We start from the raw sequence: 25,265 nt of genomic DNA on the forward strand, positions 1-25,265 counted from the left end.
GATGGGTATCAAGGAATTCAAACTGCCGGACGTCGGCGAAGGCGTCGCCGAGGGCGAACTCGTCACGTGGCACGTCTCCCCGGGCGATACGGTCACCGAGGACCAAGTCGTCGCCGAGGTGGAGACGGACAAGGCCCTCGTGGACGTTCCGTCACCGTACAACGGGACGGTGAAGGAACTCCGCGCCGAGGAGGGCGAGATGGTCCCCGTCGGCGACGTCATCATCACCTTCGAGGTAGAGGGTGAGGGCGACGAAGGGACAGAGACGGAACCGGAGACGGAGAGCGACGAATCCGAGGCAGCCGAGGAACCCGAGGAGGAGACGCCGCCCGCCGAGACGGAGTCGCCGTCCGGGCGCGTCTTCGCGCCGCCGAGCGTTCGCCGCCTCGCGCGCGAACTCGGCGTCGACCTCTCCGGCGTGGAGGGGTCGGGTCCGAGCGGACGCGTCACCGAGACGGACGTGCGGACCGCCGCCGAGGGGAGCGGCGACGGCGACGAGTCCGGGAGCACCGGGCCGCGCAACGTCTCCTTCAGCGGCAAGTCCGCGGTGTCGAAGGCGGGCGACAGCGGAGACGGACAGGCCGCCGAGTCCTCCGGGTCGGCGGGGGGCCCCAAGGCCGCCGGGCGGGAGAAGACGCTGGCCGCGCCCGCGACGCGCCGTATCGCCGAGGAGGAGGGCGTCGATATCGACGACGTGCCCGCCACCGAGGAACGGGACGGCGAACCGTTCGTCACCGAGGCGGACGTGCGCCAGTACGCCGAGGTTCAACGGGCCGCACAGACGGCGGACGCTCGCTCTCTCGCCGCGGAGGAAGGCGCGGGCGAGGCGGGCGAAGCGGCCGAATCGACCGCCGAGGCGGTCGAACCCGAGGCCGAGTCCGTCGACGCCGCCGGCGACCGGGTGCCGTACAAGGGCGTCCGGAAGGCCATCGGCGACCAGATGCAGCGCTCGAAGTACACCGCGCCGCACGTCACCCACCACGACGAGGTGGACGTGACGGAACTCGTCGAACTCCGCGGGGAGTATAAGCCGTTGGCCGCCGAACGCGACGTGAATCTCACGTACATGCCGTTTGTGACGAAGGCCGTCGTCGCGGCGTTGAAGCAGTTCCCGTACATGAACGCCCAACTCGACGAGGAGAACGAGGAGATAGTGCTCCGCGACGAGTACAACGTCGGCGTGGCGACGGCCACCGACGCGGGACTCCTCGTCCCCGTCGTCCACGACGCCGACGGGAAGGGACTGCTTGAGTTGGCGCGTGAGACGAACGAGTTGGTGGAGAAAGCCCGTTCGCGGAAGATTTCGCCCGCGGAGATGCAGGGCGGCACGTTCACCATCACGAACGTCGGCGTCATCGGCGGCGAGTACGCGACGCCCATCATCAACTACCCCGAGGTGGGCATCCTCGCGCTCGGCGAGATAAAGGAGAAACCGCGCGTGGTGGACGGCGACATCGTCCCGCGGAAGGTGCTGACGCTCTCGCTGTCGTTCGACCACCGCGTCGTCGACGGCGCCATCGCCGCGCGATTCACGAACAAGGTCAAAGAGTACCTGTCGAACCCCAAACTCCTCTTGCTCGAATAAATGGTCGTCGGAGACATCTCAACCGGAACGGAGGTACTGGTCATCGGCGCGGGACCGGGCGGGTACGTCGCCGCCATCCGCGCCGCGCAACGCGACTTGGACGTGACGCTGGTCGAGAAGGACGCCTACGGCGGCGTCTGCCTCAACCGGGGCTGTATCCCCTCGAAAGCGCTCATCACGGGCGCCGACGTCGCCCACGAGGCGGGCAACGCCGAGGAGATGGGCATCCACGCCGACCCGGCGGTGGACATGTCCCAGATGGTGAACTGGAAGGACGACGTGGTGGACACCCTCACCGGCGGCGTCGAGAAACTCTGCAAGGCCAACGGCGTCAACCTCATCGAGGGCGAGGCGCGCTTCAAAGACGACGGGAGCGTCCGCGTCGCCCACGGCGGCGAGGGACAGGGTTCCGAGTCCATCGACTTCCAGCACTGCATCGTCGCCACGGGTTCCCGACCCATCCAGATACCCAACTTCGAGTTCGCCGACGACCCGGTGTGGTCCTCGACAGACGCACTCGACACCGACACCGTGCCGGACAGACTCCTCGTCGTCGGCGCGGGCTACATCGGCATGGAACTGTCGACGACGTTCGCCAAACTCGGCGCGGACGTGACGGTGGTCGAGATGCTGGACGACGTCCTCCCCGGCTACGAGGACGACGTCTCCCGCGTCGTCAAGAAGCGCGCGCAGTCGCTCGGAATCGACTTCGAGTTCGGCGAGGCGGCGAGCGACTGGCGCGAGGAGGGCGACGGCATCGTCGTCACGACGGAGACGGAGGACGGCGAGGAGTCGTCGTACGACGCCGACAAAGTGCTGGTCGCAGTCGGACGAAGCCCCCTCACCGACACCCTCGATATCGAGAACGCCGGTCTCGACCTGACCGACGACGGCTTCGTCGAGGTGGACGACCGGATGCGAACCTCCGTGGACGGCATCTACGCCGTCGGCGACGTGGCCGACAGGGGGCCGATGCTCGCGCACGTCGGGTCGAAGCAGGGCATCGTCGCCGCCGAGCACATCGCCGGCGAACCCGTCGCCTACGACGCCCAGGCCGTCCCCGCCGCCGTCTTCACCGACCCCGAGATAGGGACGGTGGGCATGACGCAGGCGGAAGCCGAGGAGGAGGGCTTCGAGACGGTGGTCGGCCAGATGCCGTTCAACGCCTCCGGCCGCGCGTTGACGACGGGCCACACGGACGGCTTCGTCCGCATCGTCGCCGAGGAGCAGAGCGGGTTCGTCCTCGGCGCGCAGATAGTCGGCCCCGAAGCCTCGGAACTGGTCGCCGAAGTCTCCCTCGCCATCGAGATGGGCGCGACGCTCGAAGACGTCGCCAGCACCATCCACACCCACCCGACGCTCTCGGAGGCGGTCATGGAGGCCGCCGAGAACGCACAGGGGCAGGCGATTCACACGCTGAACCGGTAAGCGTCACCCCGCCTCACTCGTTCTTCGGGTCGTCCGCCGACGTGAACGCGTGAGAACACCGGTACACCGGTAGAACTCCTCGGGCGGGCGTCCGGCGTACGAACCGCCGATTCGCGCCCGCGTCACTGGGAGGTGACTTCCGCAGTTCGGACACGGAGGGCGGCCGAACATCGTACCGCCGACTCCGCGTACGGGCGATATGATTTTCGGGTCGCTCAGAACCCACGGACGCCGCGACGCGGAAACCGCGCTCATCGACCCTGATAGTCGATGTTCTATCAGTATCCTCCTCGAACGTTGATGACAATGTATCAGAAGTACAACATATTTGTGCGTCCGGCCCCTAGGTGGAATCACCATGAGAGGACCGAAGAAAGACCGCAACTTCCTCGGCAGTAGCATCCGCGGATGGACCCGAAACGCCGCGACGGACGGCGAGACGGACCGCGTTCCCGGCGACCGGCGGACCCCCTCCGGGTCGCCCCGTCGGGGTCCGACGCTCGGGAAGGCCGCACAGTCTCCGCTGAGCACGCTCGTCAATCTCCTGCGGACGTAATCGCTCTTCCGTCCGACGCGCGCCGACCCGGTAGCCGCGGCCGGCGCGAACTCGGAGCGGGCGACTTCGAACGACTCTGGACGAACACCGCTCTTCTGACGCGATAGAGACCGTCAGCCGTCGGTGCGTCGGAATCGAGCGAGCGAGAAGATGGCTTCGGAGCGGCCGGTTCACTCCGTCCGCGAAACGCCGCCGTCCGTCGCGGGGGCGGGGACGGAGGGGTTGGGGGACGCCGACGCTCCCGCGGTCGAACCAGCGGCGGGTGCTCGCCCGCCGGCGGACACCTGAAACCGGCCGAGCAGACCGCTCAGTTCCGTCGCCGCGGTGGCGAGGCCGTTGATGTTGTGCGAGACTTCCGACATCGAGGCGGTCTGTTCCTCGGAGGCGGCCGAGACGCTGGCGACTTCCTCGCTGGTCCGTTCGCCCGACCGGTTCGCCTCGTCCACCATCCGCAGAATCTCCTCGGCGGAGGCGGCCTGTTCGGTCGCCGCGCGGTCTACCTCCTGGATGCTCTCGTTTACGTCCTCGACCCGGTCGGCTATCTCGTCGAGGTCGGTCAGGGCCGCCGAGACGGTCTCCGTCCCCGAATCGACGCGTTCGCCGACCGCGTGCATGTCGTCCACCGTGTCGGCGGCCGAGGACTGAATCTCGCCGATGAGCGACTCGATGCGGCCGGTGGCGTCGCCCGCCTCGCCCGCGAGCGTCTTTATCTCGCCCGCGACGACGGCGAAGCCCTTCCCCGCCTCGCCGGCGCGCGCCGCCTCGATGGAGGCGTTCAGCGCCAGCAGGTTCGTCCGTTCGGCGATCTCGGTGATGAGGTCCACGATGGAGACGATCTCGGTCAGTTCGGCGTGCAGTCCCTCCACCTCGCCGACCGTCCGTTCGGTCTCGCGTTGGATGTGGCCCATCTCGTCGAGGGCCGCCTCCGCCGACGCCCGCCCGGACGCGCCGAGTGAGGCCGCTTCGCCGGACGTCCGGGCGACGTCCGTCGCGGAGGCCGCCACCTCCTCCACCGTCGCCGAGAGGGTGCTCATCTCGCCGGCCGCCTCCGTCAGGTTGTCGTGCTGGCGGTCGCTCTCCGTCGAGACGTTCGTCATCGCGGTGCTCACCTCCTCGCTGGCCGTCTTGACCTCCTCCGTGCTGGCGTCGATTTCGGCGGTCGAACTCGCCACGTCCGACCCGAACGACTGAATCTCGACGACGGTCCCTTCGAGTTCGACCATCATCGCGTTGAACCCGTCGGCGATTCGCGTCATCGCCTCGCTGTCGCCGCCCGCGCCCATCCGCGCGGTCAGGTTACCGGCGGCGGCGTCATCCATGACGCGGCCGAACTCGGCGGCCTTCGATTCGAGCGACCGGGTGAGCAGTTCGGCCTCCTCCCGCGAGACGGCCTCCCGCGCCCGCGACTCCTTCATGTCCTCGACGACGGCGTAGGTGCCCGTCGCGCCGACGGAGAAGACGGCCGTCGTCGCCGTCAGAAGCGAGACGCTGGCCACGTCGAGGACGTCGCCGCCGAGGACGACGCCGAGATGCTCGGCGGCGACGACGCCCGTCCAGAGGAACCCCAAGAGCGACGCCAGCGCGAAGTTGAGCCAGAACCCGGCCTCCGCGTCCGTCTCGCGGTACGCCTGCAGACTGACGACGACGGCGCCGAGGAACGCAAGCGTCCCGACGATGTCGAAGAGCGCGACGAATTCGACCACGGTCACTCCCCCTCCGCGAGGACGCGGCGGCGACGGGTGTACGCCGCGACGAAGAAGACGACGCCCGCGGCGGCGATGCCGACGGCGTGTTCGACGACGTTCAGCACGTCGCCGAGAACCACCGCTTCGAGGTTCGTCACCACCGCGCCGACGCAGAGCAGGACGTACCCGCCGGTGAACAGTTTCGAGCGCGACGAACTCAACAGCAACACGGGGACGAGTCCGACGAACGCTATCACTACCAGTATCAGCTCTTTCGGGTCGAGCGCAGCTAGTTCCGAAGCCATGTTAGTCGGTGCCACATTCTCGGTTAGAGACTTAGCAGTATCTCTCCGAATATCGCGGTTGAGAAGCACGGAAAGGGTCGAATCCGGAACCGATAAACTCGTTTTCCGTTCGAATGGAGTTCGGTAGCCCCGGAATCGAGAGCGCGAGGGCTCCGGTCGTCGAACCGGGGAAATCGACGGAGAGAACGAGAGCGGAGAGAAGCGACGCGGTGGGTGACGGGATACCGACGGGCGAGGCGGCGGCCCGGTTACTTCGACTTCCGCACGATGGCGCGTTCCGCGAGGAGGTCGCCGAGTTCGTACATCGAGGTGACGACTTCGTCGCAGGACGGTCGAACGGCGGCCTTCGGTTCGAAGCCGACGGCGAGGCCGGCGACTTCGAGCATCGGGAGGTCGTTCGCGCCGTCGCCGACGGCGACCGAGTGGGAGAGCCTCGCGTCGAGTTCGTCCGCCAGCGATTCCAGCGCTTCGTCCTTCGTCCCCTCGACGAGGGGACCCTCCACGTCGCCGGTGAGGCGGTCGCGTTCGACGGGGAGTCGGTTGGCGACGATGGAGTCCACCTCGACGCCCTCCTTCTCCAGGGCGCGTTCGACGCCGCGTTCGAAGCCGCCGGTGAGGATGGCGACGTGGTGGCCGGCGTCGCGGAGTCGGGCGATGAGGTCCGCCGCGCCGGGGCGGAGTTCGACTTCGCCGTACGCCGCCTCCGCGTCCTCGATTTCGAGGCCCTCCAGCAGAGAGGCGCGCTTGCGGAGACTCTGCGCGTAGGATATCTCGTCGTTCATGGCGCGTTCGGTGATGTCGGCCATCTCCTCGGCGACGGCCTTGCGCTTGCCGAGGAGCACGGTCATCTCCGAGTCCGAGAGCGTTCCGTCGAAGTCGAAGGCGATGAGTCGCATATCCGACCGTCACTCCCGGACGGTTTGAAACCATCCATCCGCGCCGAAGTACGGTCCGCCGGGGGCGAGACGGCCGCCGACGGGGCACCGGGCGACGCGCGAATCCCGTGTTAAGCGCTAACGAACCACTATTAGCCATATCAGCCGTCGAAGAAACCCTTATCCGGGGTCCAAGGAACATACGCGCATGAAGGTTCTCGTCACGGACCCGATAGCCGACGCGGGGTTGGAACGACTCCGCGAATCGGGCCACGAGGTCGTGACCGACTACGACGCAGAGGGCGACGCACTTCTCGAAGCAGTCTCGGACGCGAACGCGCTCGTCGTTCGCTCCGGGACGGAGGTGGACGAGACGGTGTTCGAGGCCGCGCCGAACCTCGTCATCGTCGGGCGCGCCGGCATCGGCGTGGACAACATCGACATCGACGCCGCGACGGACCACGGCGTCATCGTCGCCAACGCCCCGGAGGGCAACGTCCGGGCCGCCTCGGAGCACACGGTTGCGATGGCGTTCGCCGCCGCGCGATCCATCCCGCAGGCGCACGCCCGCCTGAAGGACGGCGAGTGGGCGAAGGGCGACTACCTCGGGACGGAACTCAACGGGAAGACGCTCGGCATCGTCGGCCTCGGCCGCGTCGGCCAAGAGGTGGCAAAGCGCCTCGACGGCCTCGGCATGGACATCGTGGCGTACGACCCCTACATCGGCCAAGAGCGCGCCGAACGCCTCGGCGCCGAACTCGTCGAGTTCAAGGACTGCCTCGAACGCGCCGACTTCCTAACGGTCCACACGCCGCTCACGCCGGAGACGGAGGACCTCATCTCGACGGACGAACTCGAACTGATGGGCGGCGGCTACCTCGTCAACTGCGCCCGCGGCGGCGTCGTCGACGAGGATGCCCTCGCCGCCGCGGTCGAAAACGGAACGCTCGACGGCGCGGCGGTGGACGTGTTCGCCGACGAACCCGTCTCGCCGGACAACCCGCTTCTCGCCGTCGAGGACGTCGTGGTCACGCCGCACCTCGGCGCGTCCACGTCGGCGGCCCAGGAGAATGTCGCCACCTCCATCGCCGACCAGATAGACGCCGCGTTCAACGAGGAGCCCGTGATGAACGCCCTCAACGCCCCCTCGGTGGACGAGAGCGCCTTCCCGCGCATCCGCCCGTACCTCGACCTCGCGGAAACGGCCGGGAAGATCGGCGCGCAGTTGCTCGACGGCCGCATCTCCTCGGTCGAAGTCACCTACGAGGGCGACATCGCCGACGAGGACGTCGATCTGGTCACCGCCTCGGCCCTCAAGGGCGTCTTCGAACCGCTGGAGTGGCAGGTCAACGCCGTCAACGCGCCGAAGATAGCCGAGGAACGCGGCATCGACGTGACCGAGTCGAAGACGATGCAGTCCGAGGACTTCCAGAGCCTCGTCACCGTCACCGTCGGCAACGACGAGGAGTCGCTCAGCGTCTGCGGGACGCAGTTCGCGGGCGATGACCCGCGCATCGTCCGCATCGACGGCTACCGCGTGGACGCCATCCCGCACGGGCGGATGCTCGTCGCGCGCAACTACGACACGCCGGGCGTCATCGGCTTCATCGGCAGCGTCCTCGGCGACAACGACGTGAACATCGCCGGGATGTTCAACGCCCGCCGCGCCGACGAGGGCGGCGAGGCGTTGACCGTCTACAACCTCGACAACCACGTCCCCGACGAGGTTCGAGAGGAACTGCTCGCCGACGAACGCATCATCGACGTGAAGTACCTCACGCTGAACGGCACCGACGAGTAAGCCGACGAGAGGCAGTCAGCGCTCCCAGCGAACCGCGTGCCGTTCTCCCTCGGGAGTGTCGCTCGCGACGACGACGTCGCCGCGCGCGTTCAACGTTCGACACCGCGTTCACTCCGCCGTCGTCGTCAAGCAGCGTTTCTCACTCTTCTATCCCCTCGTCGTCCGTCCACCGGAAGGCGCGGTTCACTCCGTCGCCGGGGCGTTCGCGGTCAGTCGCCGACGGGAATCGCGCCGGCTCCAAGGCTGTGGCGGCGGAGACAAGGACGGCGAGAAGGGGGCGTCGAGACGGTACGAAGAGGGAGTCTTGGAGTGACCCGAGCTACCGCAAGCGCTCTCTCACGTCGAGTCGCCGAGCGACTTTGTCGGCGAGTCCGGTGTCCGGGGCGGGCGGGCGAACCGTCGGCGTCGCCGAGCTTTGCTCGGTGGGCCGCGAGACACCGTCTCGCGACGTCGCCGAGGTTCCCTCGGCGGAGGAAGCGGAGGCGGAGGACGCGCCGTCGATGTCGTCGATGACGCGTTCGTAGTGGTCGATGACGTCCTGTCGGGCGCGTTGGGCCTCCTCGACCTTCCGTCGAAGCGCCTCGTTCTCGCGTTCGAGGCGGGCGACGCGTTCGCGGAGGGACTCCCCGTCGGCCGACGGACGCGCCGGCGACGCGTCGCCGCGCGCGGCGTCGGAGGGGGCGGCACCCGGAACCGCCGCCTCGTCGCTCCGTCGCCGGGGACGCGAAGACGACGAGGCGGCCGTCTCCTCGGGATCGGCGTCGGCGGGCGGGAACGTTCGGTCGCGGCGTGATTCGCCACTCACCGTTCCAGTCGGGAAACTGGGCAAGGGCATGTTTGTGAAGACGACCCACGGAGACATGAAACTGCGTCAGACCCGCGTCACACTCGTTCGGGCGAGACGAAACGTTCGCGGTCGGACACCCGGTTACTCTGCGAGGAGGTCCAACACCGCGTCGGTGGAGTTGGCCACGGGTTCAGGTTCCGCGCCCGCCTCGAAGGCGGCGTCGGGGTCCTTCAGGAGGTGTCCAGTCGTCAGGCAGACCACCTCTTCGTCGCCGCCGACGGTGCCGGCGTTCCGGAGTTTCCGGAGTCCGGCGACGGACGCCGCGGAGGCGGGTTCAACGCCGATGCCCTCGCGCGCCAAGTCGCGCTGGGCGGTCGTGATCTCCTCGTCCGAGACGGCGACGGCGGTGCCGTCCGTCTCGCGGATGCCCGGAAGTGCCTTCGGGGCGTTGACGGGGTTGCCGATGCGGATGGCCGTCGCGCGCGTCTCCACCTCGTCCCAGCGTTCGGTGTCATCCCACCCGTTCTCCACCGCTTCGACCATCGGCGCGGCCCCCTCGGCTTGAACGCCGGTGAGTTTGGGCACCTCGCTCGGGTCCAGCGACCCGGACTGGACGAGTTCGCGGAACGCCTTGTACAGCGCCGCGGTGTTGCCCGCGTTGCCGACCGGCAGGACGATTCGGTCGGGGAAGTCGCCGTAGTCGCCGCGGAACTGCTCTAAAATCTCCAGCCCGATGGTCTTCTGGCCCTCCAGTCGGAAGGGATTCAGCGAGTTCAGCAGGTACACCTCGCCGCGTTCCGCGAGGTCCTGCACGATGTCGAGACAGGAGTCGAAGTTGCCGTCCACTTCGAGGATGCGCGCGTCGTGGAGGGCGGCCTGCGCTATCTTGCCGGCGGCGACCTTGCCGGAGGGGAGCAAAACGAGCGTCTCCATGCCGCCGCGCGCGCCGTACGCCGCGAGTGCCGCGGAGGTGTTACCGGTCGAGGCGCACGCGAGGCGGTTCACGCCGAGTTCCTTCGCCACGCGGACGCCGACGGTCATGCCGCGGTCCTTGAAGCTCCCGGTGGGATTCATCCCCTCGTGTTTGATCCTGAGCGTCTCGACGCCCACGTCGTCTTCGAGGCGCGGGGCCTCGTGGAGGGGCGTGTCGCCCTCGGGGAGACTGACGCCCTCCTCGAAGGGGAGCGCCGCCCGATAGCGCCAGACGCCGCGCCCCTCGAAGTCGTCGAACGTCGGGGGGTCGGCGTAACGGACTTCCAGAAGGGCGCCGGCGTCGCTCGTGTAGCGAATCTCGTCGAAGGGGGCGTACTGCTCGCCCGTCTCGATGCACTCCAGCCACACGCCGTCGTCGGCGACGTCGGGGGCCTCCTGCGCGGGCGCGGTGAGTTCGAGGCTCATCGTGCCCAGCGTCGGGGTCGGCGGGCAAAAAGGGGGGCGGTTCGGGCGCGTCTCGCCGCCCCGCGCCGTCTCGGCCGTCGGTTCTCGGCGCGACTCGGGCGTCAACCGTCGGGGTGTCCGCGGCCGTGGCGTTCGACCAGTCGCCGCATCACGCCCGACTCCGCCCGTTGCAGGAGGTCCGAAGCCGTGCTCGGCGCGCAGTCGAGTTCGTCGGCCACGTCCGCGACGCCCGCCCGGCGCGGAACCTCGTAGAAGCCGAGTTCGACGGCGGTTTCGACGGCCGTCAGTTGGCGCGCGGTGAGTCCGTCGGCGACGGGCGCGTGCCGCCGGTCGTACTCGCCGACGGCCTTCACCGTCGCGTCCACCGCCTCGGGCAGGTCCGAGAGCACCGTCCGCAGGTCCTCGCCGGGGCCGACCAGCGTCACGTGGAACGCGGCGTCGGCGTCGTAGACGACGGGCGGGACGAGCACCAGATTCAGGTCCGCGAACGCCTCCCGCCACGCCACGTCCTCAGGGCGCGTCTCTTGGCTGATGTAGACGTAGAACGACTCGTCGTCTATCGGCGTGAGGTCGTACCAACGGACGGATTCGACCGCCGACAGCGCCTCCTCGTACGGTTCTCGGTCCGCCTCGACGTAGAACAACTCGTGTTCGACGCCCCCGTCGCCGGTGACGCCGCTCCACGCCTGCAGTTCCTCGTACCGAACCGCGTCCCCGTCGCGGATGAACTCCTGCATCGGGTGGAGCATCCAGCGGGGTTGTGAGAGTTTCGCGTCGAGGTACTTCACGCCTCACCGCCCGGTAGCGACCGCTCGGCACTTAAATCGACTAGTAGAACCGCGGCAAATCCCACGCGGTACCGCTCCGAACCGACGCGTATGGAGCAGACGATGACCGCGGTTCTGTCCGCAGTCGGAGCAGTCGCCGGACTGGGGAATCTGGTCGGTATTACCGCGAGCGCTCTCGGGCGGGCCGACTACTGGCCGCCGGGGGACAGAAACCGGACGTACTACGCCCACTGGACGCTCTCGCAGGTCGTCAACGTCTCATTGGTCGGCGTCGCGTACCTCGATTGGAACGGCCTCGGCCTGCCGCGGCCGGTGGTCGCCGGCGGCGGCGTCCTGTTCGTCGCCTGGTACGCGGCGGCCGTCGCCGCCGGACTCGACTTGGGCGTCGAGGAGACGAAGGGGTTGCGCGGGGAACTCCGCACCGACGGGTGGTACCGGTACTCGCGGAACCCGCAGTACGTCTGTTACATCGTCGCGACGGTCGGATTCGCCGCGATGGCCGCGTCGGCGTGGGCGGCCGCGCTGTGCGCCGTCTACCTCGCGTGGTGGGTCGTCCTGCCGTTCGCGGAGGAACCGTGGCTTCGCGAGGAGTACGGCGAGGCGTACGAACGCTACGCCGAACGCGTCCCGCGGTTCGTCGGACGCCGTTCCCTCCGCGCACTCGCCGGGACGCGTTCGGGCCTCGGAGCGAAGTGACGGGCGGGGGCGTCGGGCGTCCGCGCCGGCGTCGCCGGGGGACTGAATCGAGACGGCCGAAGCCGTCGGCTCACTCCTCGGTTCCGTACGCGTCGATGCTCGCGTGGACCTGTTCGACCCACTCGTCTAAGGCCTCGTGGAGCATCCGCTTTGCCTCGGGGAGGTCGGTCGCGGTGTACTGGTAGACGTAGCCGCCGGGGTCGAGAAGTCGCCGTTCGCGGTCGGCCAGTCCCTTCTCCATCAGCGTCGTGAGCGACCGGTTCACGTTGCTCCGGTCCCTGTCGAGTTCGTCCGCGAGTTCCGCGACCGTACTGCCCGGACTGTCGAGAAGCGTCAAGTACGTCCTGCTCTCGTGGGCTTGGATGCCGAAGACGCACGCGAGAACGTGCTGAAAACTCGGGTTCTCCGTTTCGACGAGGTCCCCCATATCTGGCGCGTCGCTCATGTACGGTACAACGCCGCGCCCCCGATTAAAGTCCCGCGTCGCCGGCAGGGCGCGCACGCCGCGGAGTCAGATTCAGTTCGCTCCGAACCGGAGGCGAGACCGGACGCCGGGGGAATCGACGGAGGACCGCCGCGGAGAGACGCCGGTCGCTACTCGTCGCGCGGTTTGGGGTCGTCGATGGGGTTCAGCCCCATCGCCATCAGTCGGCGGGCGATGACCACGATACCGTTGGTGAACCCCTTTCCGAACACCGCTCGCTCGTACTCGACGGACCCCGACTCGTCCTCCTCAACGGAACTGACCAGAATCGTGTCCCGGTCGACCAACAGGAGTCGGCTGATGGCCGTGTCGTCGTCGGGGTCGGACGGAGAGCTGTGCAACCACGACAGTTCGGAGACGAACACCTCGGCGTCGGGAAGCGCGCCCTCTATTCGGTCGTGGAACGCCCCCGTGGTCGTCCCGACGAGGACGTCGACGCCTGACTCCCGAGCGCTCTGCAGGCGTTCGAGCAACTCGTCGGTGACCGTTCCTTCGCGCCCGAGGATGAGCACAACCTCCTCGTCGGCGTCGCCGACGAGTTGCAGTAATCGGTTCCCGATGGCTGATTCGCCCGAGAGCGCCCACACCTCGTGGGTGACCTCCTCGTCGGCGTTGAGCGACGCCGATCCCATCGATTCGAGGGCGTCGACCAGCGACTCCGTCCGAGACTCGTACTCTGCCCGGAGCGTCTTCGCCGCCTCCCCGATGGGGACGGACCGGAACTGCTGTGGGTTGCTGTGTTGAATCTCGACGAGTCCCTTCGTCTCCAGTACGCGAATCGCGTCGTAGACGCGAGTCCGCGGCACGTCCGACGTCTCGCTTATCTCCTTGGCCGTCGCTTTCGGCAGACGCGACAGCGCCACGAAGCACTTCGCCTCGTACTCTTTCAATCCCAGTTTCTGAAGCAGTTCGACCGCCTCTTGATAGCTAGATAACTCTGACATGGGTCCCAACCATTTGACCGGCGCCTCCGGTACCGTCTGTAATAGTATGCGAGCCTTGATAAGTCACCGCCTCTCGTCCGTCCGCCGGCGACGCCATCGGAGAGACTCCCGACGAGGAACACCGAGACGAGCGCGGGACGCGAAACAGTTCATTCACTCAGATAATCACAGTAGGGTTATACAGTGGTAGTTCGAATCGTCACTGGGCGTAGGGTACGTAGGGTCCCAACCAACCGCTATTCTACGCCTAGCTGCCACCTTCGTGGCAGTTTTTCGAGAGATTAATACCTGATTTCGAAGCATTCGGTGTACTCGTTCGTGAGAAACCTCAGTAGCGGTTCGATGTCCCCGAAGCGAGGGCCCTTCGCGACGATACCCGACTCCGGGTCCCAGTCGATGAAATCCACGGCGTCTAACTTCGGGAGGTGGACGTGCCTGAAGGCGATTTCCGCCTGTAGCTGTCTCTCTCCGGAGAGATCGTCCGCCGCGTCCGGAACGACGGAGCGTCCGTTCTCTCGCATCAGCGACGCCAAAATCTGCCGTCGGTGACCGTTCGCCAGCGCTTCGAAGTGACTATCAGTCATCGCTCCCATATACGATTAATTACACTTCTGCACGGATAACGTCCCTCTCTTTTCGAGATCGCTCCGCGTGTGAGTAAGCGGGTGACACTACTTCAAAGAGCTCTCGAATTCCGCTCCCGCCGCCCTCATGCCTCCTTCGCGTACCCCATCTTCTCGATGCAGGTCCGCATCTCCTCGGCCTCGCTGTGCTTGTGGAGCGTCGTGGGCGTGTCGCAGTAGAACGTCGTGCCGTCGTGCCGGAGCGACAGTTGGCGCGTCTCGCCCATCATCTCCGTCTCGACGAGGACGCGGCGTCCGCCGCAGAGGGCGTCGAGAATCTCCTCGGCGGACAGTTCGCCGGCCTCGACGCGGAGTGGGTCGGTCATATCGAACCTTCGGACGCCGCGGACATGACTGTTGTCTGTCCGCCGGATGCGCCCGCGAGTCTCGAAGAAAAGAGCGTTCGCCGGACGAACCGGCTCAGTTCGTCGTTTCACCGAAGTCCACGACGAGTACGTCAGCCGACGCTGACTCAATTCGTCGTGAACGCGAAGCCCTCGACGAGCGTTCGCCGGATGAAACCGGCTCAGTTCGTCGTGAACTTCGACTCCTCTTCGGACTCGGGCGGTTCGACGCCCTCCGCCGCTTCCGCCGTCGCCGTCTCCTTCTCGGTGTCGACGTGCCAGCGGTCCACCTCGTCGTCGTACTGCCCGAGGCGACGACTCACCTCCGACTTCAGTTCGTCGTCGTTGATGTTCACCTCGAAGATGAAGCGCGGTTCGTCGCTCTCGCCCCGCGTCGTCTTCTGGATGTTGGCGCTGACGAGTTCGCTGTCGAAGTAGTACGGCGCCAACTGCGTCATCACCTTCTGGTAGACGGTGTCTTCGACCTTCCGGAGGGCCTTCCGACTGGCCGAGTCCGCCGCGCGCGCGACGTATCCGATGGACTCGCTCCAGCGTTCGACCGCGCCGTCGTTGTCGCCCTCCTCGACCTTCTGGTACGACTCCGACAGCTTCTCGCCGGCGGTCTGGAGGTCCTCGTTCGGCTCCTTGCCGGCCCTCTCGCCCTCGCCTTCGCCGACGCTGGCCTGTTCGGCGGTCTTCTGACTCACGTCCTCGCCGAGACGTTCGTGGGACTTCGGCCGCCACTCGTCCCATCGTTCTATCGCCTCACTATTCACGTCGGCGTCTCGCAGGGCCCGCGTGATGCGTTCGCCGTGCTCTACGACGTCGCCCCACGAACCACGGACTTTGAAGCCCGAAACGCTCTCTTCCATCGGCTTAGGCGAGGGTAGGAGGGGCCGGCTATAAAAGTCTATTCGCGGGCCATACTACCTGATCGGTTCCGCGACAGTGTTTTCCGCGCGACTCACCGACGCCCGTAGATGAAGGCCGTGGCGGCGTCGTCGAGGCGGGAGACGACGCCGGCGAACCACGCCGCGGGCGAGGCGGCGCGCACCTCCGACTCGGAGAGTTCGATGCGCCCGCCGTCCATCGGGTTCCGGGCGTTCGACTCCTCGTCGCCTCCGTCGGCGTCGCGCGCCGACGCCGCGTCCACGACGGTTGACATCGCGCACCGGCCACAACTCTCGGTTTTCTTCTCGGGCATGAGAACGACTCGCGTGAGCTAGGAACCCTAACGATTAAATTCTTGCGTCCGGGGACGCCCCGAGGGGCTTTTGTACCCTTGCGAGGTGGAGACAATCATGGGATACACCGTAGTCGACGCCGACGAGGTGGAGACGGAGGCGGACCGGCCCTGCGAGATGCGCCGTCTGAGCGAGGCGGCGGGCCTCTCGAAGGTAGCGGTCAACCGCTTCCGCGCCGCGCCGGGCGAGGATATTCCGCTGGCGTACCACTACCACGAGGAACAGGAGGAGGCGTTCTACGTCCTCTCGGGGACCCTGTTCGTCGAGACACCGGAGGGGACGTACGAAATCGAGGAGGGCGGCCTGTTCGCCGTCGAACCGAACAACCCCCAACGGGCGCACAACCCCGCCGACGCCGACTCGGACGTGGTGGTCCTCGCCGTCGGCGCGCCGAACGTGGACGGCGACGTCGCGCCGTACGAACCCGACGAATGAGCGACGCCGAGGGCGCGAACGGAGGCGAAGAGGGGGGCGAGGACGACTTCGACGAGCAGCGCTCGTCGGGCGGCCAGACGCAATCTGGCGACTTCGACCCGGAGGCCGTCGCCGCCGAGGCGGGCGTCGAACTCCCGGACGTGCCCGAGTGGGACGACGAGTACCTCAACCGGGTGAGCGACCGGTTGATGTTCAACTACGACTTAGAGAGGGACCGGCGCGTCCGCGGGGAACGGTTCGAGATGGTCGGGACGATGCGCGTCGAGAACCGAAAGCAGTTCCTCCACCCCGCCCTCAACTACGCGAACCACGAGAGCCGAGAGTACATCTTCGCGCGGCGCACTCCGCGCGTGACCGTCGCCGAACTCGAACGACTCGTCGAACTCGGGCACGAACTGGCCGACGACGCCGAGTGGTTGGTCCCGGACGAGGAACACTACGGGACGGACTTCACCTTCGTCGCCGTCGTCTCCGAGACGAGCGACGACGTTCGGGAGTTCGTCGAGTCGTTCTCCGATCGGACGCTCCTGAAGTTCGGCTACTACGGCCACTACGAGGTGAACCTCGTCGTCGCCGTCCCCGAGACGCACGAGGTGGTCGCGAGTCAGAACGCGGACGTAGCGCAGGCGTTCGCCCTCTGGGACGACGTGCAACCGTCGGACGACAGGGGACTTCTCGGCCGCATCGTGGACCGACTCCGCGGCTGAAACCGCCGCGACGATTCGTCGCCGGTACGTCGACGCCGAGACGACTCTCGGCGACGTCGCTCGCCGGGTGAAAAACGGAAGAACGCGGAGGGCTCGCGCGGGGACGGTCGGTCGTCGGTTCAGTCGTCGCCGGGCGTGAACTCGCCGGAACCGGGCTGTTCGCGGACCTTCTGGATGTTCTCGTACCCCATCTTCACCAGCGACAGCGCCAGGTAGATGAGCGTGAACGCGATGGCGATCTGCGCCGCCGCAGACAGCATCGCGACCACGTCCGCGCTCGCCATCCACTGGGAGTTGAGGAACTTCGCGTAGATGTTGTCGTGGAGCGCGATCCAGAGCAGTCCCAGCACCGTGATGGTCACCATGACGACCATCGGGCCGCCGGTGCTGAGAAGCTGCTTCGCGTCGCTCCAGTTGGCGAGCCACACCGTGGCCGTCAGCAGCGCCAGCGCGGCCAGCAGTTGGTTCGCACCGCCGAAGAGCGCCCACAGCGTCGTCCACGAACCGCTCGCGATGAGGACGTACGCCGCGAGACACTGCACGGCGGCGTTCCCGTACCGGTCGGCCGCGAACGACTCGGTCGCGGACTCGGGCGTCCCGATTATCTCCTCCATCATGTACCGTCCGAGGCGGACGGCCGTGTCGGTGGAGGTCAGAAGGAAGCTGACGAGCACCAGCGCCATGAACGGGCCACCGAACGACGTCGGGATGCCGAAACTCGTCAGCAGGATGCCGCCGCCCGTAGCGAACGTCGGCAGGGCGAGTCCGATGCCGCCGCCGACGTCGGGCGAGACGAGGGCGACGGTGATGAGCGCGACGGTGGCGAGCAGACCCTCGCCGAGCATGCCGCCGTAGCCGATGGTCCGCGCGTCGGACTCCTTGTTCAGCTGCTTCGACGTCGTCCCCGAGGAGACGAGTGAGTGGAAGCCGCTGATGGTCCCGCACGCGATGGTGATGAACAGAAGCGGGAACAGCGGAAGTCCGCCTCGCCCGATGAAGCCGTAGTACGGTTCGAGGTTGGTGACGAGCGGTTGGCTCGACGTTATCGCCGAGATGCCGAGCGCTCCGCCGACGGTTCCGACGATGACGGCCAGCAGCGCGCCTCCGACGCCCGTGTACAGCAGGAACGACGAGAGGTAGTCGCGCGGTTGGAGAAGCACCCAGACCGGCAGGGCGCTAGCCAGCGCACCGTACAGGAGGATGACCGGAATCCACGCGGCGGCGTTCGTGCCGAACGAACCCGCGGCCGGGAGCCACGACCCCTCCATCGCGAACAGGACAATAGTGCCCGCGGGGTAAGACGACCCCTCCGCCGCCGGGAGCAGAGCGAGGGGGTACTGGATGCCGACCCAGACCCCGACGAACATCGCCACGACGAACGCGACGGTACCGGGGATGAACGGGAGGTTCAACTGGTACAGGTAGGCGCCGAACAGCACGGCCAGTCCGATGTATATCAGGCTCGCCGTCGCCGCCTGCGGGTAGGCGTCGAACACGATGGCGACGACGAGTGCGAACACAGCCACGACGAGGATGATGGTGATGAAGGCGAACCACAGGAGCATATCCTTGCCCCGTTCGCCGACGTACTCGCCGATGATGTAACCGATAGACTTCCCCTCGTGTCGGAGGCTGGCCGACAGCGACACGAAGTCGTGGACGCTCCCCATCAGGGGGTTCCCGATGGCGATCCAGGCGAGAGCGGGCACCCACCCCCAGACGACGCCGGCGGTTATCGGGCCGACGATGGGTGCTCCGCCCGCGATGCTCGAATAGTGATGCCCGAGCAGTACCGGCTTCTTCGCCGGTACGTACTCCTGTCCGTCCTTGTACTTGTGGGCCGGTGTCTCGCGACTGTCGTCGAGTTCGACGAACTGCGCAAGGTACTTCGAGTAACCGAGATACCCCACGCTGAACAGCGCGAACACCGCCGCGACGAGCCAAATTACTTGAACCATGGTGGCGTGCCTCATTGCATTTCATGAAAAACCGCCTATTAACCCTGTTGATTACTACCACGCCAGGGAGAACAAATAGTAACTCCTCGGCGGGTGAATTTTCGGTCGAAATCCCCCGACGGGGCGGGGAGAGCGCTACGCTTCCGTTTCGGGGGCGACGTCGATGTCCAGTTCCGCGGCCACCTCGCCGAGGAAGTCGCCCTTCACCTCCGCGACGCGGGTGGCAATCTCCGCGACGACGGGTTCCTCGAAGTCCTCGCGCAGTTCCCGCAGGCGTTCGCGTTCCGTCTCCACCCTGTCGCGGAGGAAGCGCGCGCCGCGTCCCTCCTCGTGCGGTTCGGGTTCCGGCGTGAGGCGGTTGACGGCGAGTCCGCGCACGTCGAGGCCGTAGGAGTCCAACTGCTCGACGGAGCGACGCGTCTCGCGGATGGAGAGTTCGTCCGGGTTGACGACGAGAAAGAACGCCGCGCGTTCGCGCAACGCCTCGCCCGCGAACTCGAATCGCTCCTTTCGGGTCCGGAGGCGCGCGAGGATGGGGTCGCCGTCCATCACGCGCCGCGGTTCGTTGTTCCCGATGGCCGCCTTCTCGTAGAGGTCGATGGAGCGTTCGCGCTTGTGCGTGAGTCGGTCTATCCACCCCTCCAAGAGGTCCGGAAGCGAGAGGAGACGCAGGGTGCCGCCGGTGGGCGAGGTGTCGAAGACAACCCTATCGAAGTCGTCGGACTCGCGCATCACCTCGATGAAGCGGTCCATCAGAGCCGACTCGTACGCGCCGGGCGTCTGGTGGGCCATCTCTATCTGCCGGTCTATCTCGTTGACCATCGCGGAACTCACCTGGTCGCCCATCGCCCGTTTCGTCTCCATCAGGTGGCGTTCCACCTCGGTGTCGGGGTCCACCTCCATCGCGTGGAGGTTCTCCTCGCCGGAGACGGCCTTCGGGTCGTCGCCGAACTGTTGGTCGAACACGTCCGAGGTGCTGTGGGCGGGGTCGGTGGAGACGACGAGCGTCTCCAACCCCTCGCGGGCGCACTTCAGCGCGTACGCCGAGGAGAGCGTCGTCTTGCCGACGCCCCCCTTGCCGCCGAAGAAGACGAACTTGCGCATGTTAGAAGTGGTACTGCTGCCCCTTCCGTTCGAGGAGCGACCCCCGGTCCCACATCCGCCGTTCCCACGCCTCGAACTCGTCTTCGAGGTAGGGGAGCAACTCCGCGGTGTAGTACGACACCGGACTCGGGATGCCGAACGCCTCGGGGAAACACGCCAGCATGAAGGTGTCCTCCACGTCCTCGGCCTCCTTCTCTATCTTCTCGTACGCCGGGTGCGAAATCATCCCGTGGTACAGTCCGCGGAGCCACTCCGCGAGGACCTTCCGGTACCGGTCGATTCGCTCCGCGAGTGTCATTCGTTCACGTCTCACCCTCCGCCGCCAAAAAGTGTGTCGCTCACGAACGACTGCCCGGATTCCGTGCGTTGATATACCGTCGCGCGCCATCTGCGGGCATGGGTCTGCGTTCGACGGACGAGACGCCGGTGACGGTGCTGAGCGGAAGCCTCGGCGCGGGCAAGACGACGCTCCTGAACCACTTATTGCGGAACGCCGGGGAGCGAACCATCGCCGTCCTCGTCAACGACATGGGCGAGTTGAACGTGGACGCGGAACTCGTCAGCGAACAGTCGGACCTGTCCGTCGCCGACGGCACCGTCGCGGAACTGTCGAACGGGTGCATCTGCTGCGAACTCCGCGACGACTTGGAGACGGCCGTCGTCCGCCTCGCGCGCGAACGCGACTTCGACCACCTCGTGGTCGAACCCTCCGGAATCAGCGACCCCGCCCCCGTCGCCCGCCTGTTCACCGGCGGGTCGCCCGCCGCCGCGCGGTACCGCGTCGAATCCGTCGTCGCCGTCGTGGACGCCCGCCTGTTCGCGGACACGTTCGACGCGGACGGAACGCCTTCGAAGACAGTCGCCGAGGGCGGCGAGGAGGGGACGCGCCCCATCTCGGACTTGCTGGTCGAACAGGTGGAGTTCGCCGACGCGGTGGTCCTGAACAAGTGCGACTTGGTGAGCGACGCCGAACGCGAACGCGTCGAGAGCGTCGTCAAAGCACTTCGTCCGGGTGCGGACATCATCCCGGCGACGTACGCCGAGGTGGACGCGGACGAACTGCTCGGCGTCCAGCGGTTCGACCCCCAGTCCGCGGCGGAGGCGGCGGGGTGGCGACGGATGTTGGACGCCGCCGAGAGAGAGGACGCGGCGGAGGCAGACGCGGAGGGCGCGGAAGGAGGCCACGACGGCCACGACCACGGCGACCACAGCGGACACGACCACGACGGCCACAGCCACCCGCAGGCCGCCTACGGCGTCGATTCCTTCACCTACCGGCGCAGGCGGCCGTTCCACCCCGGCCGAGTCGCCGAACTCCTCTCTGACCTCCCCGAGAGCGTGATTCGGTCGAAGGGGTCGATGTGGGTCGCCGGCCGGGAGGAGACGCACCTCACGTACAGTCAGGCCGGTCCCTCGGCCTACGTCGAGGGAAGCGGTCGTTGGATAGCCAGCCTCCCCGACTTCGAACAGGACGCCTACCGGCGCAATCGCTCGGACCTCGGGTTCGAGTGGGACGACGAGTGGGGCGACAGGCGGACCGGACTCGTGTTCATCGGCCGCGAGATGGACGAGGAGGGACTCGTCGCGGCGCTAGACGACTGTCTCCTCACCGACGAGGAGATGGCCGCCGACTGGGACGCCTTCGAGTCCGAGAACCCGTTCCCCGATTCCCCCGGCGACCGGACGACGCTCGCGGAACCGACGCCCGAGGGCTAACGGGCGCACCCGGTCGAACCGGGCGAACCTCAGCAGTCCTCGACGAGTGCGTCGAGGGCGCGTTCGAGTTCGCTGCGTCGCTTCCACGCGGCGACGCGGTCGGTCAAAGCGGGCGCGGGGAGGCCGAGACTCACCGACGACCGGGCGGTGACGGTCGAACCGCCCTCGGCGGGTTCGACGGCGACGGTGGTCTCCATCGCGTCGAACGGGCCGGCCTCGCCCGCCTGTTCGTACCGCAGGCCATCGTCGGTCTCCTCGAAGCGCAGGACGAACTCGACGCCGCCGCCCCCGACGGTGACGAGGGCGTCGGCCTCCCCCTCCCGCACGTCCCGCACCTCGAAACTCCCCTCGTACTCGACCATCGCCTCGGGCGTCAGCATCCGAGAGAGAGTGGGCGGCGACCGGGGGACGAACCGAGAGACCGTCACTTCACGCATGCCCGCCGTTTCGCGTCGGGTCACAAAAGAGGCAGGGAGAGGAGACAGAGGAGGAGTCCGAGAGCGACCCCGGCGTACAGTATGCGCCGGAGTCGGGACCCCGGCGGAATCTCCGCGGTGCGGAGGGGCGTCCCGGTCCAGACCAGACGGTAGTACGCGCCCGCGGTCACGACGACGGACGCCGCGCCCGAGGCGCAGACGGCGACGGTCCACGGGAGACCGAGTGCCGCGACGTAGAGGGGGCCGAACGAGACGCAGAGAAGCAGCCCCAACCCCGAGACGACGAGGAACGGAACGGCGTCTACGGCCTCGCCTCGGCGGTTTCGGAGTCGCATTCGGGTTCGCTTGGGAGTGTATCGCAAAGAATCTAAGTGACGGAGGTCGGACGGGGAGGTATGGAACCCGCATCGCAGGGCGACCCGCGCGTGCTGTTCGCCATGAACCTCGTCCTCTCGACCGCCTTCGCGTCGGTCGTCGTTTGGGGCCTGAGCTACATCGACGTCGTCCCGTTCACGGTGGTGAACGTCGCGTCGTTCGCCCTCGTGTTGATGGCGGTGACGTACGTCGTGACGCGGTGACGGGGGCGGTCGAGTCGCGTTCGCAGACAGACCGTGCGGCGTGAACCCACGGCAGGCGACGTGTGAGCGGCGATTCGTCGGACTTTATGCCCTCGGCGTTCTGCGTTTCGAACAAGATGCCCATCGAAGACCGAGACGACGCGTACCTCATCACCCACGCTCTCGCCAAGGACACCCTGTTGCGCCTGCGAGACGTGGAGACGACGCAGGTCGCCTTCCGGAAAGGCCTCGTGAAACTCGGCCGCATCTGCGGCTACGAGATAATCGACGGCGCGATGGAGACGGAGTACGTCACCGTCCAGACGCCGTTGACCGAGACGACGGGCGAACGCGTCAAAGGACTCGACGACGTGGTGATAATCAACGTCCTCCGGGCGGCGACGCCGTTCGTGGAGGGACTGCTGAAGGCGTTCCCGCGGGCGAAGCAGGGCGTCATCAGCGCCGGCCGCGACGAGGAGGCCGGCATGGACGAGGAGGGCGAGTTCCCCATCACCATCGACTACGTGAAACTGCCCGAGATAACGGAGAAGGACACCGTCATCGTGGCGGACCCGATGCTCGCCACCGGGTCCACGATGTGCGCCGTCCTCGACCACGTCCTCTCGAACGCCGAGGCGGAACCGACGGACCTGTTCGTCCTCTCGGCCGTCTCCGCGCCCGACGGACTCCTCCGCGTCGGCGACCAGTTCCCCGAGGCCGACCTCTTGACCGTCTCCATCGACGACCACCTCGACGAGGACGGCTACATCATCCCCGGTCTGGGCGACGCCGGCGACCGCGCCTTCCGGACGCAGTAGGCCGACTCTCCTCTCTTTCGACCGTCTCGCTTTCTTCGGCGGCGCGGCGCAGAACAACGACTATACCGGAGCGTTACACACGTGAGGCCGTATGAGCGACGCCGACCCATGCGACGCCTGCGGTACGGCCGTGGAGGACGCCCTCTCGCGGACGGTCCGTCTCAGCGTGGACCGCTCGGAGATAGACAGCCAGCGACTCTGTCCGAACTGCTTCGCCGAGTGGATAGCCCGGTACCGCGAGGAGATGCAACCCGAATCGGAGCGGACGCCCGTTCCGAAGGACGGCGACGCCGACATCATCGTGGACTGAACCCGAATCGCCTCTGACCGTGTTCCGGTCGCCGTAGACCGGATTCCGGTCGTCGCAGGCTGATTCCCGGTCTCCGGACCAGACGCGGTTCGCGTCGGCCGCGGAGGTGACGGCGCGCGGAGCGACCGCGAAACCGCGGTTCGCCGCCGGGACCGAACCCCTTCGCTTCGGGTAGAGTTCGTCCGCCGTCGTGCGGTTTTCCTTCGAATGGAACCGAGTGGAAACGTACCACATGGTTGCCGCGTGAGGACCATAGTCACGGGTACCGAAGCGGGCGTTTCCGGTGACTACGCCTCGACTACCCCACCCGTACCCGCGAAACGTTCCCGGAGGTACCGAGCGACGAGTGCCAGCGTCGCCACGCCGACGAAGAGCGAGAACGCCGCGACGAACAGCGTCGTCGGGTCGGCGAGTCCGCCCGCCACCTGCTCTCTGACGAACGACCCCGCCGTCGTCGCCGCGACGGCGAGGAGGGCGACGCCGCCGACGTTCGCGAGCGTCGAGTTCGACTCGGAGACGGCATCGGAGTTCAGGAGGTAGAGGACGACGACGAGGACGAACGGCGTCCCGACGAGGCCGAACGCGAGGACGAGAACGAGGAGGGGGAAGAACGACCCGCCGACGAACGCGCCCACAGCGGAGAGGAGGGCCACCGCGACCAACGCCGCGCGGTACCGACCGTCTTCGATGTCCGTCTCCCAGCCGAGTTTGTCCGCGATGAGGAACGGCGGGACGACGGTGTTACCGCCGAGCGTCGAGACGGCCGCGCCCCACAGTCCGAGCAGAAAGAGCCACTTCGCGTTCGGGCCGACGAGGGGGCCGAGCGTCTGCGCGGCGGCGACGGCGGTGAGTTCGTTCGCGGCGATACTCGGGTCGTGGAGGACGCCCGCGGCGACGAGGAAGATGGCGACGCTGAACGCGCCGAACGCCCCGAGCATCGAGAGGCCCACGTCGAACGTGGCCAGGCCGTAGTCCTCGGTCGTCCACCCCCGAGAGCGCATCGTGTAGGAGTGCATCGTGACGAGGGTGATGTGCACCGCGCCGCCGAGGACGCCCGCGGCGACGAGAGCGCCGTCCACGCCGGCGGGAATCCGCGGCACGAGGCCCGAGGCGGCCGCGGCGGGGTCGACGGGGACGACCAGAAGCGACGCGAGGAACGCGAGGACGACGGCGGAGACGAGGAGTTTCGCGGCCGTCTCGACGAACCGGTAGCCCCGGCCCGCCAGTCCGACGGCGAGGACGACGGCCCACGCGACGCCCCAGACCCGGGCGTCGATTCCGGTCGCCGCCGCGGACACGTCGGCCAAGCCCTTCATGATGACCAGTTGCGCCAGACCCGCCGCGAGGACGGCGTCCACGACGAGTATCCACGCCCACGACGCTCCGAGGTGGCGTTCGACGACGGAGACGATGCCGTCCTCGGTGAACAGGCCGAGCCGCATGGCGAGGTACTGCGCGAGTGCGCCGAGGACCGCCGAGAGGACGACTATCCACAGGAGTCGGTAGCCGAACGCCGCGCCCGCGGTGACGACGCTGGCCATCGTCGCCGGGCCGGCGGCCACCGCGCCCGCGACCCACGACGGCCCCATCTCCCGAACGTACGTTCCCACTCGTTCCGTATCGACGGCCGTGACGTTCGTCACGGCTTCGTCCGCGCGACTCATGGCCGGTGGGTTGCGG

The 25,265-nt window shown here is 67.4% G+C and carries 29 protein-coding genes; 11 read left to right on the forward strand and 18 right to left on the reverse strand.

Annotation, left to right across the window (positions count from 1 at the left end):
* Nucleotide 1: 1 nt before the first annotated feature.
* The 3 genes from ACZ522_RS10780 (at nucleotide 2) to ACZ522_RS10790 (ending at nucleotide 3,569) form a co-directional block, all read left to right on the forward strand.
* Nucleotides 2-1,585, forward strand: a complete 1,584-nt coding sequence (locus ACZ522_RS10780) for a dihydrolipoamide acetyltransferase family protein (protein WP_379699760.1) — start codon at nucleotides 2-4, stop codon at nucleotides 1,583-1,585.
* Entirely contained in the window at nucleotides 1,586-3,013 is a 1,428-nt protein-coding gene (gene lpdA, locus ACZ522_RS10785; RefSeq protein ID WP_379699758.1) for a dihydrolipoyl dehydrogenase, read from the forward strand.
* 358 nt (nucleotides 3,014-3,371) lie between these two features.
* A complete protein-coding gene (locus ACZ522_RS10790; protein WP_379699755.1) occupies nucleotides 3,372-3,569 on the forward strand; it encodes a hypothetical protein in 198 nt (65 codons plus the stop codon).
* A gap of 170 nt (nucleotides 3,570-3,739) precedes the next feature.
* Here ACZ522_RS10790 and ACZ522_RS10795 read toward each other — a convergent pair whose 3' ends face one another.
* The 3 genes from ACZ522_RS10795 to serB form a co-directional block, all read right to left on the reverse strand.
* Nucleotides 3,740-5,272, reverse strand: a complete 1,533-nt coding sequence (locus ACZ522_RS10795) for a methyl-accepting chemotaxis protein (RefSeq protein WP_379699752.1) — start codon at nucleotides 5,270-5,272, stop codon at nucleotides 3,740-3,742.
* 2 nt (nucleotides 5,273-5,274) lie between these two features.
* Entirely contained in the window at nucleotides 5,275-5,559 is a 285-nt protein-coding gene (locus ACZ522_RS10800; protein ID WP_379699750.1) for a hypothetical protein, read from the reverse strand.
* A 248-nt stretch (nucleotides 5,560-5,807) separates the two neighbouring features.
* Nucleotides 5,808-6,455 carry a phosphoserine phosphatase SerB gene (gene serB, locus ACZ522_RS10805; protein WP_379699748.1) on the reverse strand — a complete coding sequence of 216 codons (648 nt, stop codon included), beginning with the start codon at nucleotides 6,453-6,455 and terminating at the stop codon, nucleotides 5,808-5,810.
* 187 nt (nucleotides 6,456-6,642) lie between these two features.
* On the opposite strand from serB, the gene serA reads away from it, so the two are divergent.
* Nucleotides 6,643-8,235, forward strand: a complete 1,593-nt coding sequence (gene serA, locus ACZ522_RS10810) for a phosphoglycerate dehydrogenase (RefSeq protein WP_379699746.1) — start codon at nucleotides 6,643-6,645, stop codon at nucleotides 8,233-8,235.
* Nucleotides 8,236-8,554: 319 nt separating this feature from the next.
* Here serA and ACZ522_RS10815 read toward each other — a convergent pair whose 3' ends face one another.
* The 3 genes from ACZ522_RS10815 to ACZ522_RS10825 form a co-directional block, all read right to left on the reverse strand.
* A complete protein-coding gene (locus ACZ522_RS10815; protein ID WP_379699744.1) occupies nucleotides 8,555-9,040 on the reverse strand; it encodes a hypothetical protein in 486 nt (161 codons plus the stop codon).
* Nucleotides 9,041-9,163: 123 nt separating this feature from the next.
* Nucleotides 9,164-10,420 (reverse strand): threonine synthase, encoded by a 1,257-nt coding sequence (gene thrC / locus ACZ522_RS10820; protein ID WP_379699742.1) that lies wholly within the window; start codon nucleotides 10,418-10,420, stop codon nucleotides 9,164-9,166.
* Between the two features lie 101 nt (nucleotides 10,421-10,521).
* On the reverse strand, nucleotides 10,522-11,208 hold the full coding sequence (locus ACZ522_RS10825; protein WP_379699740.1) for a helix-turn-helix domain-containing protein: 687 nt from the start codon (nucleotides 11,206-11,208) through the stop codon (nucleotides 10,522-10,524).
* Between the two features lie 90 nt (nucleotides 11,209-11,298).
* Between ACZ522_RS10825 and ACZ522_RS10830 the strand changes: the two genes are divergently transcribed.
* Nucleotides 11,299-11,904: a methyltransferase family protein gene (locus ACZ522_RS10830; RefSeq protein ID WP_379699738.1), complete on the forward strand. Its 606-nt coding sequence runs from the start codon at nucleotides 11,299-11,301 to the stop codon at nucleotides 11,902-11,904.
* A gap of 70 nt (nucleotides 11,905-11,974) precedes the next feature.
* Here ACZ522_RS10830 and ACZ522_RS10835 read toward each other — a convergent pair whose 3' ends face one another.
* The 6 genes from ACZ522_RS10835 to ACZ522_RS10860 all read right to left on the reverse strand — a co-directional run bounded on the left by ACZ522_RS10835 (nucleotide 11,975) and on the right by ACZ522_RS10860 (nucleotide 15,464).
* On the reverse strand, nucleotides 11,975-12,349 hold the full coding sequence (locus tag ACZ522_RS10835) for a helix-turn-helix domain-containing protein (RefSeq protein ID WP_092538540.1): 375 nt from the start codon (nucleotides 12,347-12,349) through the stop codon (nucleotides 11,975-11,977).
* A gap of 149 nt (nucleotides 12,350-12,498) precedes the next feature.
* Nucleotides 12,499-13,332 (reverse strand): TrmB family transcriptional regulator, encoded by an 834-nt coding sequence (locus ACZ522_RS10840; RefSeq protein ID WP_379699735.1) that lies wholly within the window; start codon nucleotides 13,330-13,332, stop codon nucleotides 12,499-12,501.
* Nucleotides 13,333-13,613: 281 nt separating this feature from the next.
* The gene (locus tag ACZ522_RS10845) at nucleotides 13,614-13,916 is read right to left on the reverse strand and encodes a DUF7344 domain-containing protein (RefSeq protein ID WP_379699732.1); all 303 of its coding nucleotides are present in this window, start codon (nucleotides 13,914-13,916) and stop codon (nucleotides 13,614-13,616) included.
* Nucleotides 13,917-14,041: 125 nt separating this feature from the next.
* On the reverse strand, nucleotides 14,042-14,281 hold the full coding sequence (locus ACZ522_RS10850; protein ID WP_379699729.1) for a hypothetical protein: 240 nt from the start codon (nucleotides 14,279-14,281) through the stop codon (nucleotides 14,042-14,044).
* A gap of 200 nt (nucleotides 14,282-14,481) precedes the next feature.
* Nucleotides 14,482-15,171: a DUF5828 family protein gene (locus ACZ522_RS10855; protein WP_379699727.1), complete on the reverse strand. Its 690-nt coding sequence runs from the start codon at nucleotides 15,169-15,171 to the stop codon at nucleotides 14,482-14,484.
* Between the two features lie 92 nt (nucleotides 15,172-15,263).
* Nucleotides 15,264-15,464, reverse strand: coding sequence for a hypothetical protein (locus tag ACZ522_RS10860; RefSeq protein WP_379699725.1), 201 nt, complete (start codon nucleotides 15,462-15,464; stop codon nucleotides 15,264-15,266).
* Between the two features lie 136 nt (nucleotides 15,465-15,600).
* Between ACZ522_RS10860 and ACZ522_RS10865 the strand changes: the two genes are divergently transcribed.
* Nucleotides 15,601-15,978: a cupin domain-containing protein gene (locus ACZ522_RS10865; RefSeq protein WP_379699723.1), complete on the forward strand. Its 378-nt coding sequence runs from the start codon at nucleotides 15,601-15,603 to the stop codon at nucleotides 15,976-15,978.
* Entirely contained in the window at nucleotides 15,975-16,685 is a 711-nt protein-coding gene (locus tag ACZ522_RS10870) for a DUF8052 family protein (RefSeq protein WP_379699720.1), read from the forward strand. Before ACZ522_RS10865 ends, ACZ522_RS10870 begins: the two co-directional genes overlap by 4 nt.
* A 119-nt stretch (nucleotides 16,686-16,804) precedes the next feature.
* Here ACZ522_RS10870 and ACZ522_RS10875 read toward each other — a convergent pair whose 3' ends face one another.
* The 3 genes from ACZ522_RS10875 to ACZ522_RS10885 all read right to left on the reverse strand — a co-directional run bounded on the left by ACZ522_RS10875 (nucleotide 16,805) and on the right by ACZ522_RS10885 (nucleotide 20,045).
* Nucleotides 16,805-18,643: a carbon starvation CstA family protein gene (locus ACZ522_RS10875; protein WP_379699717.1), complete on the reverse strand. Its 1,839-nt coding sequence runs from the start codon at nucleotides 18,641-18,643 to the stop codon at nucleotides 16,805-16,807.
* Between the two features lie 135 nt (nucleotides 18,644-18,778).
* Entirely contained in the window at nucleotides 18,779-19,747 is a 969-nt protein-coding gene (locus ACZ522_RS10880) for an ArsA family ATPase (RefSeq protein ID WP_379699715.1), read from the reverse strand.
* 1 nt (nucleotide 19,748) lies between these two features.
* Nucleotides 19,749-20,045, reverse strand: a complete 297-nt coding sequence (locus ACZ522_RS10885) for a DUF7990 family protein (RefSeq protein ID WP_379699713.1) — start codon at nucleotides 20,043-20,045, stop codon at nucleotides 19,749-19,751.
* 104 nt (nucleotides 20,046-20,149) lie between these two features.
* Between ACZ522_RS10885 and ACZ522_RS10890 the strand changes: the two genes are divergently transcribed.
* Nucleotides 20,150-21,463, forward strand: a complete 1,314-nt coding sequence (locus ACZ522_RS10890; protein ID WP_379699965.1) for a CobW family GTP-binding protein — start codon at nucleotides 20,150-20,152, stop codon at nucleotides 21,461-21,463.
* 29 nt (nucleotides 21,464-21,492) lie between these two features.
* Here the strand turns inward: ACZ522_RS10890 and ACZ522_RS10895 are convergent, their stop codons facing one another.
* Nucleotides 21,493-21,900 carry an SRPBCC family protein gene (locus tag ACZ522_RS10895; protein ID WP_379699711.1) on the reverse strand — a complete coding sequence of 136 codons (408 nt, stop codon included), beginning with the start codon at nucleotides 21,898-21,900 and terminating at the stop codon, nucleotides 21,493-21,495.
* A 20-nt stretch (nucleotides 21,901-21,920) separates the two neighbouring features.
* The gene (locus ACZ522_RS10900) at nucleotides 21,921-22,235 is read right to left on the reverse strand and encodes a hypothetical protein (RefSeq protein WP_379699708.1); all 315 of its coding nucleotides are present in this window, start codon (nucleotides 22,233-22,235) and stop codon (nucleotides 21,921-21,923) included.
* 60 nt (nucleotides 22,236-22,295) lie between these two features.
* Here ACZ522_RS10900 and ACZ522_RS10905 point away from each other — a divergent pair, with 60 nt between their 5' ends.
* From ACZ522_RS10905 to ACZ522_RS10915, 3 genes are all read left to right on the forward strand, one after another.
* Nucleotides 22,296-22,478, forward strand: coding sequence for a hypothetical protein (locus ACZ522_RS10905; protein ID WP_379699706.1), 183 nt, complete (start codon nucleotides 22,296-22,298; stop codon nucleotides 22,476-22,478).
* A gap of 116 nt (nucleotides 22,479-22,594) precedes the next feature.
* Nucleotides 22,595-23,275: a uracil phosphoribosyltransferase gene (upp, locus tag ACZ522_RS10910; RefSeq protein ID WP_379699703.1), complete on the forward strand. Its 681-nt coding sequence runs from the start codon at nucleotides 22,595-22,597 to the stop codon at nucleotides 23,273-23,275.
* Between the two features lie 91 nt (nucleotides 23,276-23,366).
* Nucleotides 23,367-23,585 (forward strand): DUF7569 family protein, encoded by a 219-nt coding sequence (locus ACZ522_RS10915; protein ID WP_379699701.1) that lies wholly within the window; start codon nucleotides 23,367-23,369, stop codon nucleotides 23,583-23,585.
* Between the two features lie 287 nt (nucleotides 23,586-23,872).
* On the opposite strand, the gene ACZ522_RS10920 is transcribed toward ACZ522_RS10915, so the two are convergent.
* Nucleotides 23,873-25,249: a divalent metal cation transporter gene (locus ACZ522_RS10920; protein ID WP_379699698.1), complete on the reverse strand. Its 1,377-nt coding sequence runs from the start codon at nucleotides 25,247-25,249 to the stop codon at nucleotides 23,873-23,875.
* Between the last annotated feature and the right edge of the window lie 16 nt (nucleotides 25,250-25,265).

The sequence above is a fragment of the Halopelagius fulvigenes genome, from assembly GCF_055398025.1.

Excerpts from the sequence above, each read along its gene's own strand:
- ACZ522_RS10920 (WP_379699698.1), bottom strand. The coding sequence starts at position 25,249 with ATGAGTCGCGCGGACGAAGCCGTGACGAACGTCACGGCCGTCGATACG.
- thrC (WP_379699742.1), bottom strand. The coding sequence starts at position 10,420 with ATGAGCCTCGAACTCACCGCGCCCGCGCAGGAGGCCCCCGACGTCGCC.
- ACZ522_RS10800 (WP_379699750.1), bottom strand. The coding sequence starts at position 5,559 with ATGGCTTCGGAACTAGCTGCGCTCGACCCGAAAGAGCTGATACTGGTA.
- upp (WP_379699703.1), top strand. The coding sequence starts at position 22,595 with ATGCCCATCGAAGACCGAGACGACGCGTACCTCATCACCCACGCTCTC.
- ACZ522_RS10850 (WP_379699729.1), bottom strand. The coding sequence starts at position 14,281 with ATGACCGACCCACTCCGCGTCGAGGCCGGCGAACTGTCCGCCGAGGAG.
- ACZ522_RS10905 (WP_379699706.1), top strand. The coding sequence starts at position 22,296 with ATGGAACCCGCATCGCAGGGCGACCCGCGCGTGCTGTTCGCCATGAAC.
- ACZ522_RS10855 (WP_379699727.1), bottom strand. The coding sequence starts at position 15,171 with ATGGAAGAGAGCGTTTCGGGCTTCAAAGTCCGTGGTTCGTGGGGCGAC.
- ACZ522_RS10835 (WP_092538540.1), bottom strand. The coding sequence starts at position 12,349 with ATGAGCGACGCGCCAGATATGGGGGACCTCGTCGAAACGGAGAACCCG.
- ACZ522_RS10895 (WP_379699711.1), bottom strand. The coding sequence starts at position 21,900 with ATGCGTGAAGTGACGGTCTCTCGGTTCGTCCCCCGGTCGCCGCCCACT.
- ACZ522_RS10870 (WP_379699720.1), top strand. The coding sequence starts at position 15,975 with ATGAGCGACGCCGAGGGCGCGAACGGAGGCGAAGAGGGGGGCGAGGAC.
- ACZ522_RS10780 (WP_379699760.1), top strand. The coding sequence starts at position 2 with ATGGGTATCAAGGAATTCAAACTGCCGGACGTCGGCGAAGGCGTCGCC.
- ACZ522_RS10880 (WP_379699715.1), bottom strand. The coding sequence starts at position 19,747 with ATGCGCAAGTTCGTCTTCTTCGGCGGCAAGGGGGGCGTCGGCAAGACG.
- ACZ522_RS10865 (WP_379699723.1), top strand. The coding sequence starts at position 15,601 with ATGGGATACACCGTAGTCGACGCCGACGAGGTGGAGACGGAGGCGGAC.
- lpdA (WP_379699758.1), top strand. The coding sequence starts at position 1,586 with ATGGTCGTCGGAGACATCTCAACCGGAACGGAGGTACTGGTCATCGGC.
- ACZ522_RS10915 (WP_379699701.1), top strand. The coding sequence starts at position 23,367 with ATGAGCGACGCCGACCCATGCGACGCCTGCGGTACGGCCGTGGAGGAC.
- ACZ522_RS10790 (WP_379699755.1), top strand. The coding sequence starts at position 3,372 with ATGAGAGGACCGAAGAAAGACCGCAACTTCCTCGGCAGTAGCATCCGC.
- serA (WP_379699746.1), top strand. The coding sequence starts at position 6,643 with ATGAAGGTTCTCGTCACGGACCCGATAGCCGACGCGGGGTTGGAACGA.
- ACZ522_RS10860 (WP_379699725.1), bottom strand. The coding sequence starts at position 15,464 with ATGTCAACCGTCGTGGACGCGGCGTCGGCGCGCGACGCCGACGGAGGC.
- ACZ522_RS10845 (WP_379699732.1), bottom strand. The coding sequence starts at position 13,916 with ATGACTGATAGTCACTTCGAAGCGCTGGCGAACGGTCACCGACGGCAG.
- ACZ522_RS10840 (WP_379699735.1), bottom strand. The coding sequence starts at position 13,332 with ATGTCAGAGTTATCTAGCTATCAAGAGGCGGTCGAACTGCTTCAGAAA.
- ACZ522_RS10885 (WP_379699713.1), bottom strand. The coding sequence starts at position 20,045 with ATGACACTCGCGGAGCGAATCGACCGGTACCGGAAGGTCCTCGCGGAG.
- serB (WP_379699748.1), bottom strand. The coding sequence starts at position 6,455 with ATGCGACTCATCGCCTTCGACTTCGACGGAACGCTCTCGGACTCGGAG.
- ACZ522_RS10830 (WP_379699738.1), top strand. The coding sequence starts at position 11,299 with ATGGAGCAGACGATGACCGCGGTTCTGTCCGCAGTCGGAGCAGTCGCC.
- ACZ522_RS10900 (WP_379699708.1), bottom strand. The coding sequence starts at position 22,235 with ATGCGACTCCGAAACCGCCGAGGCGAGGCCGTAGACGCCGTTCCGTTC.
- ACZ522_RS10875 (WP_379699717.1), bottom strand. The coding sequence starts at position 18,643 with ATGGTTCAAGTAATTTGGCTCGTCGCGGCGGTGTTCGCGCTGTTCAGC.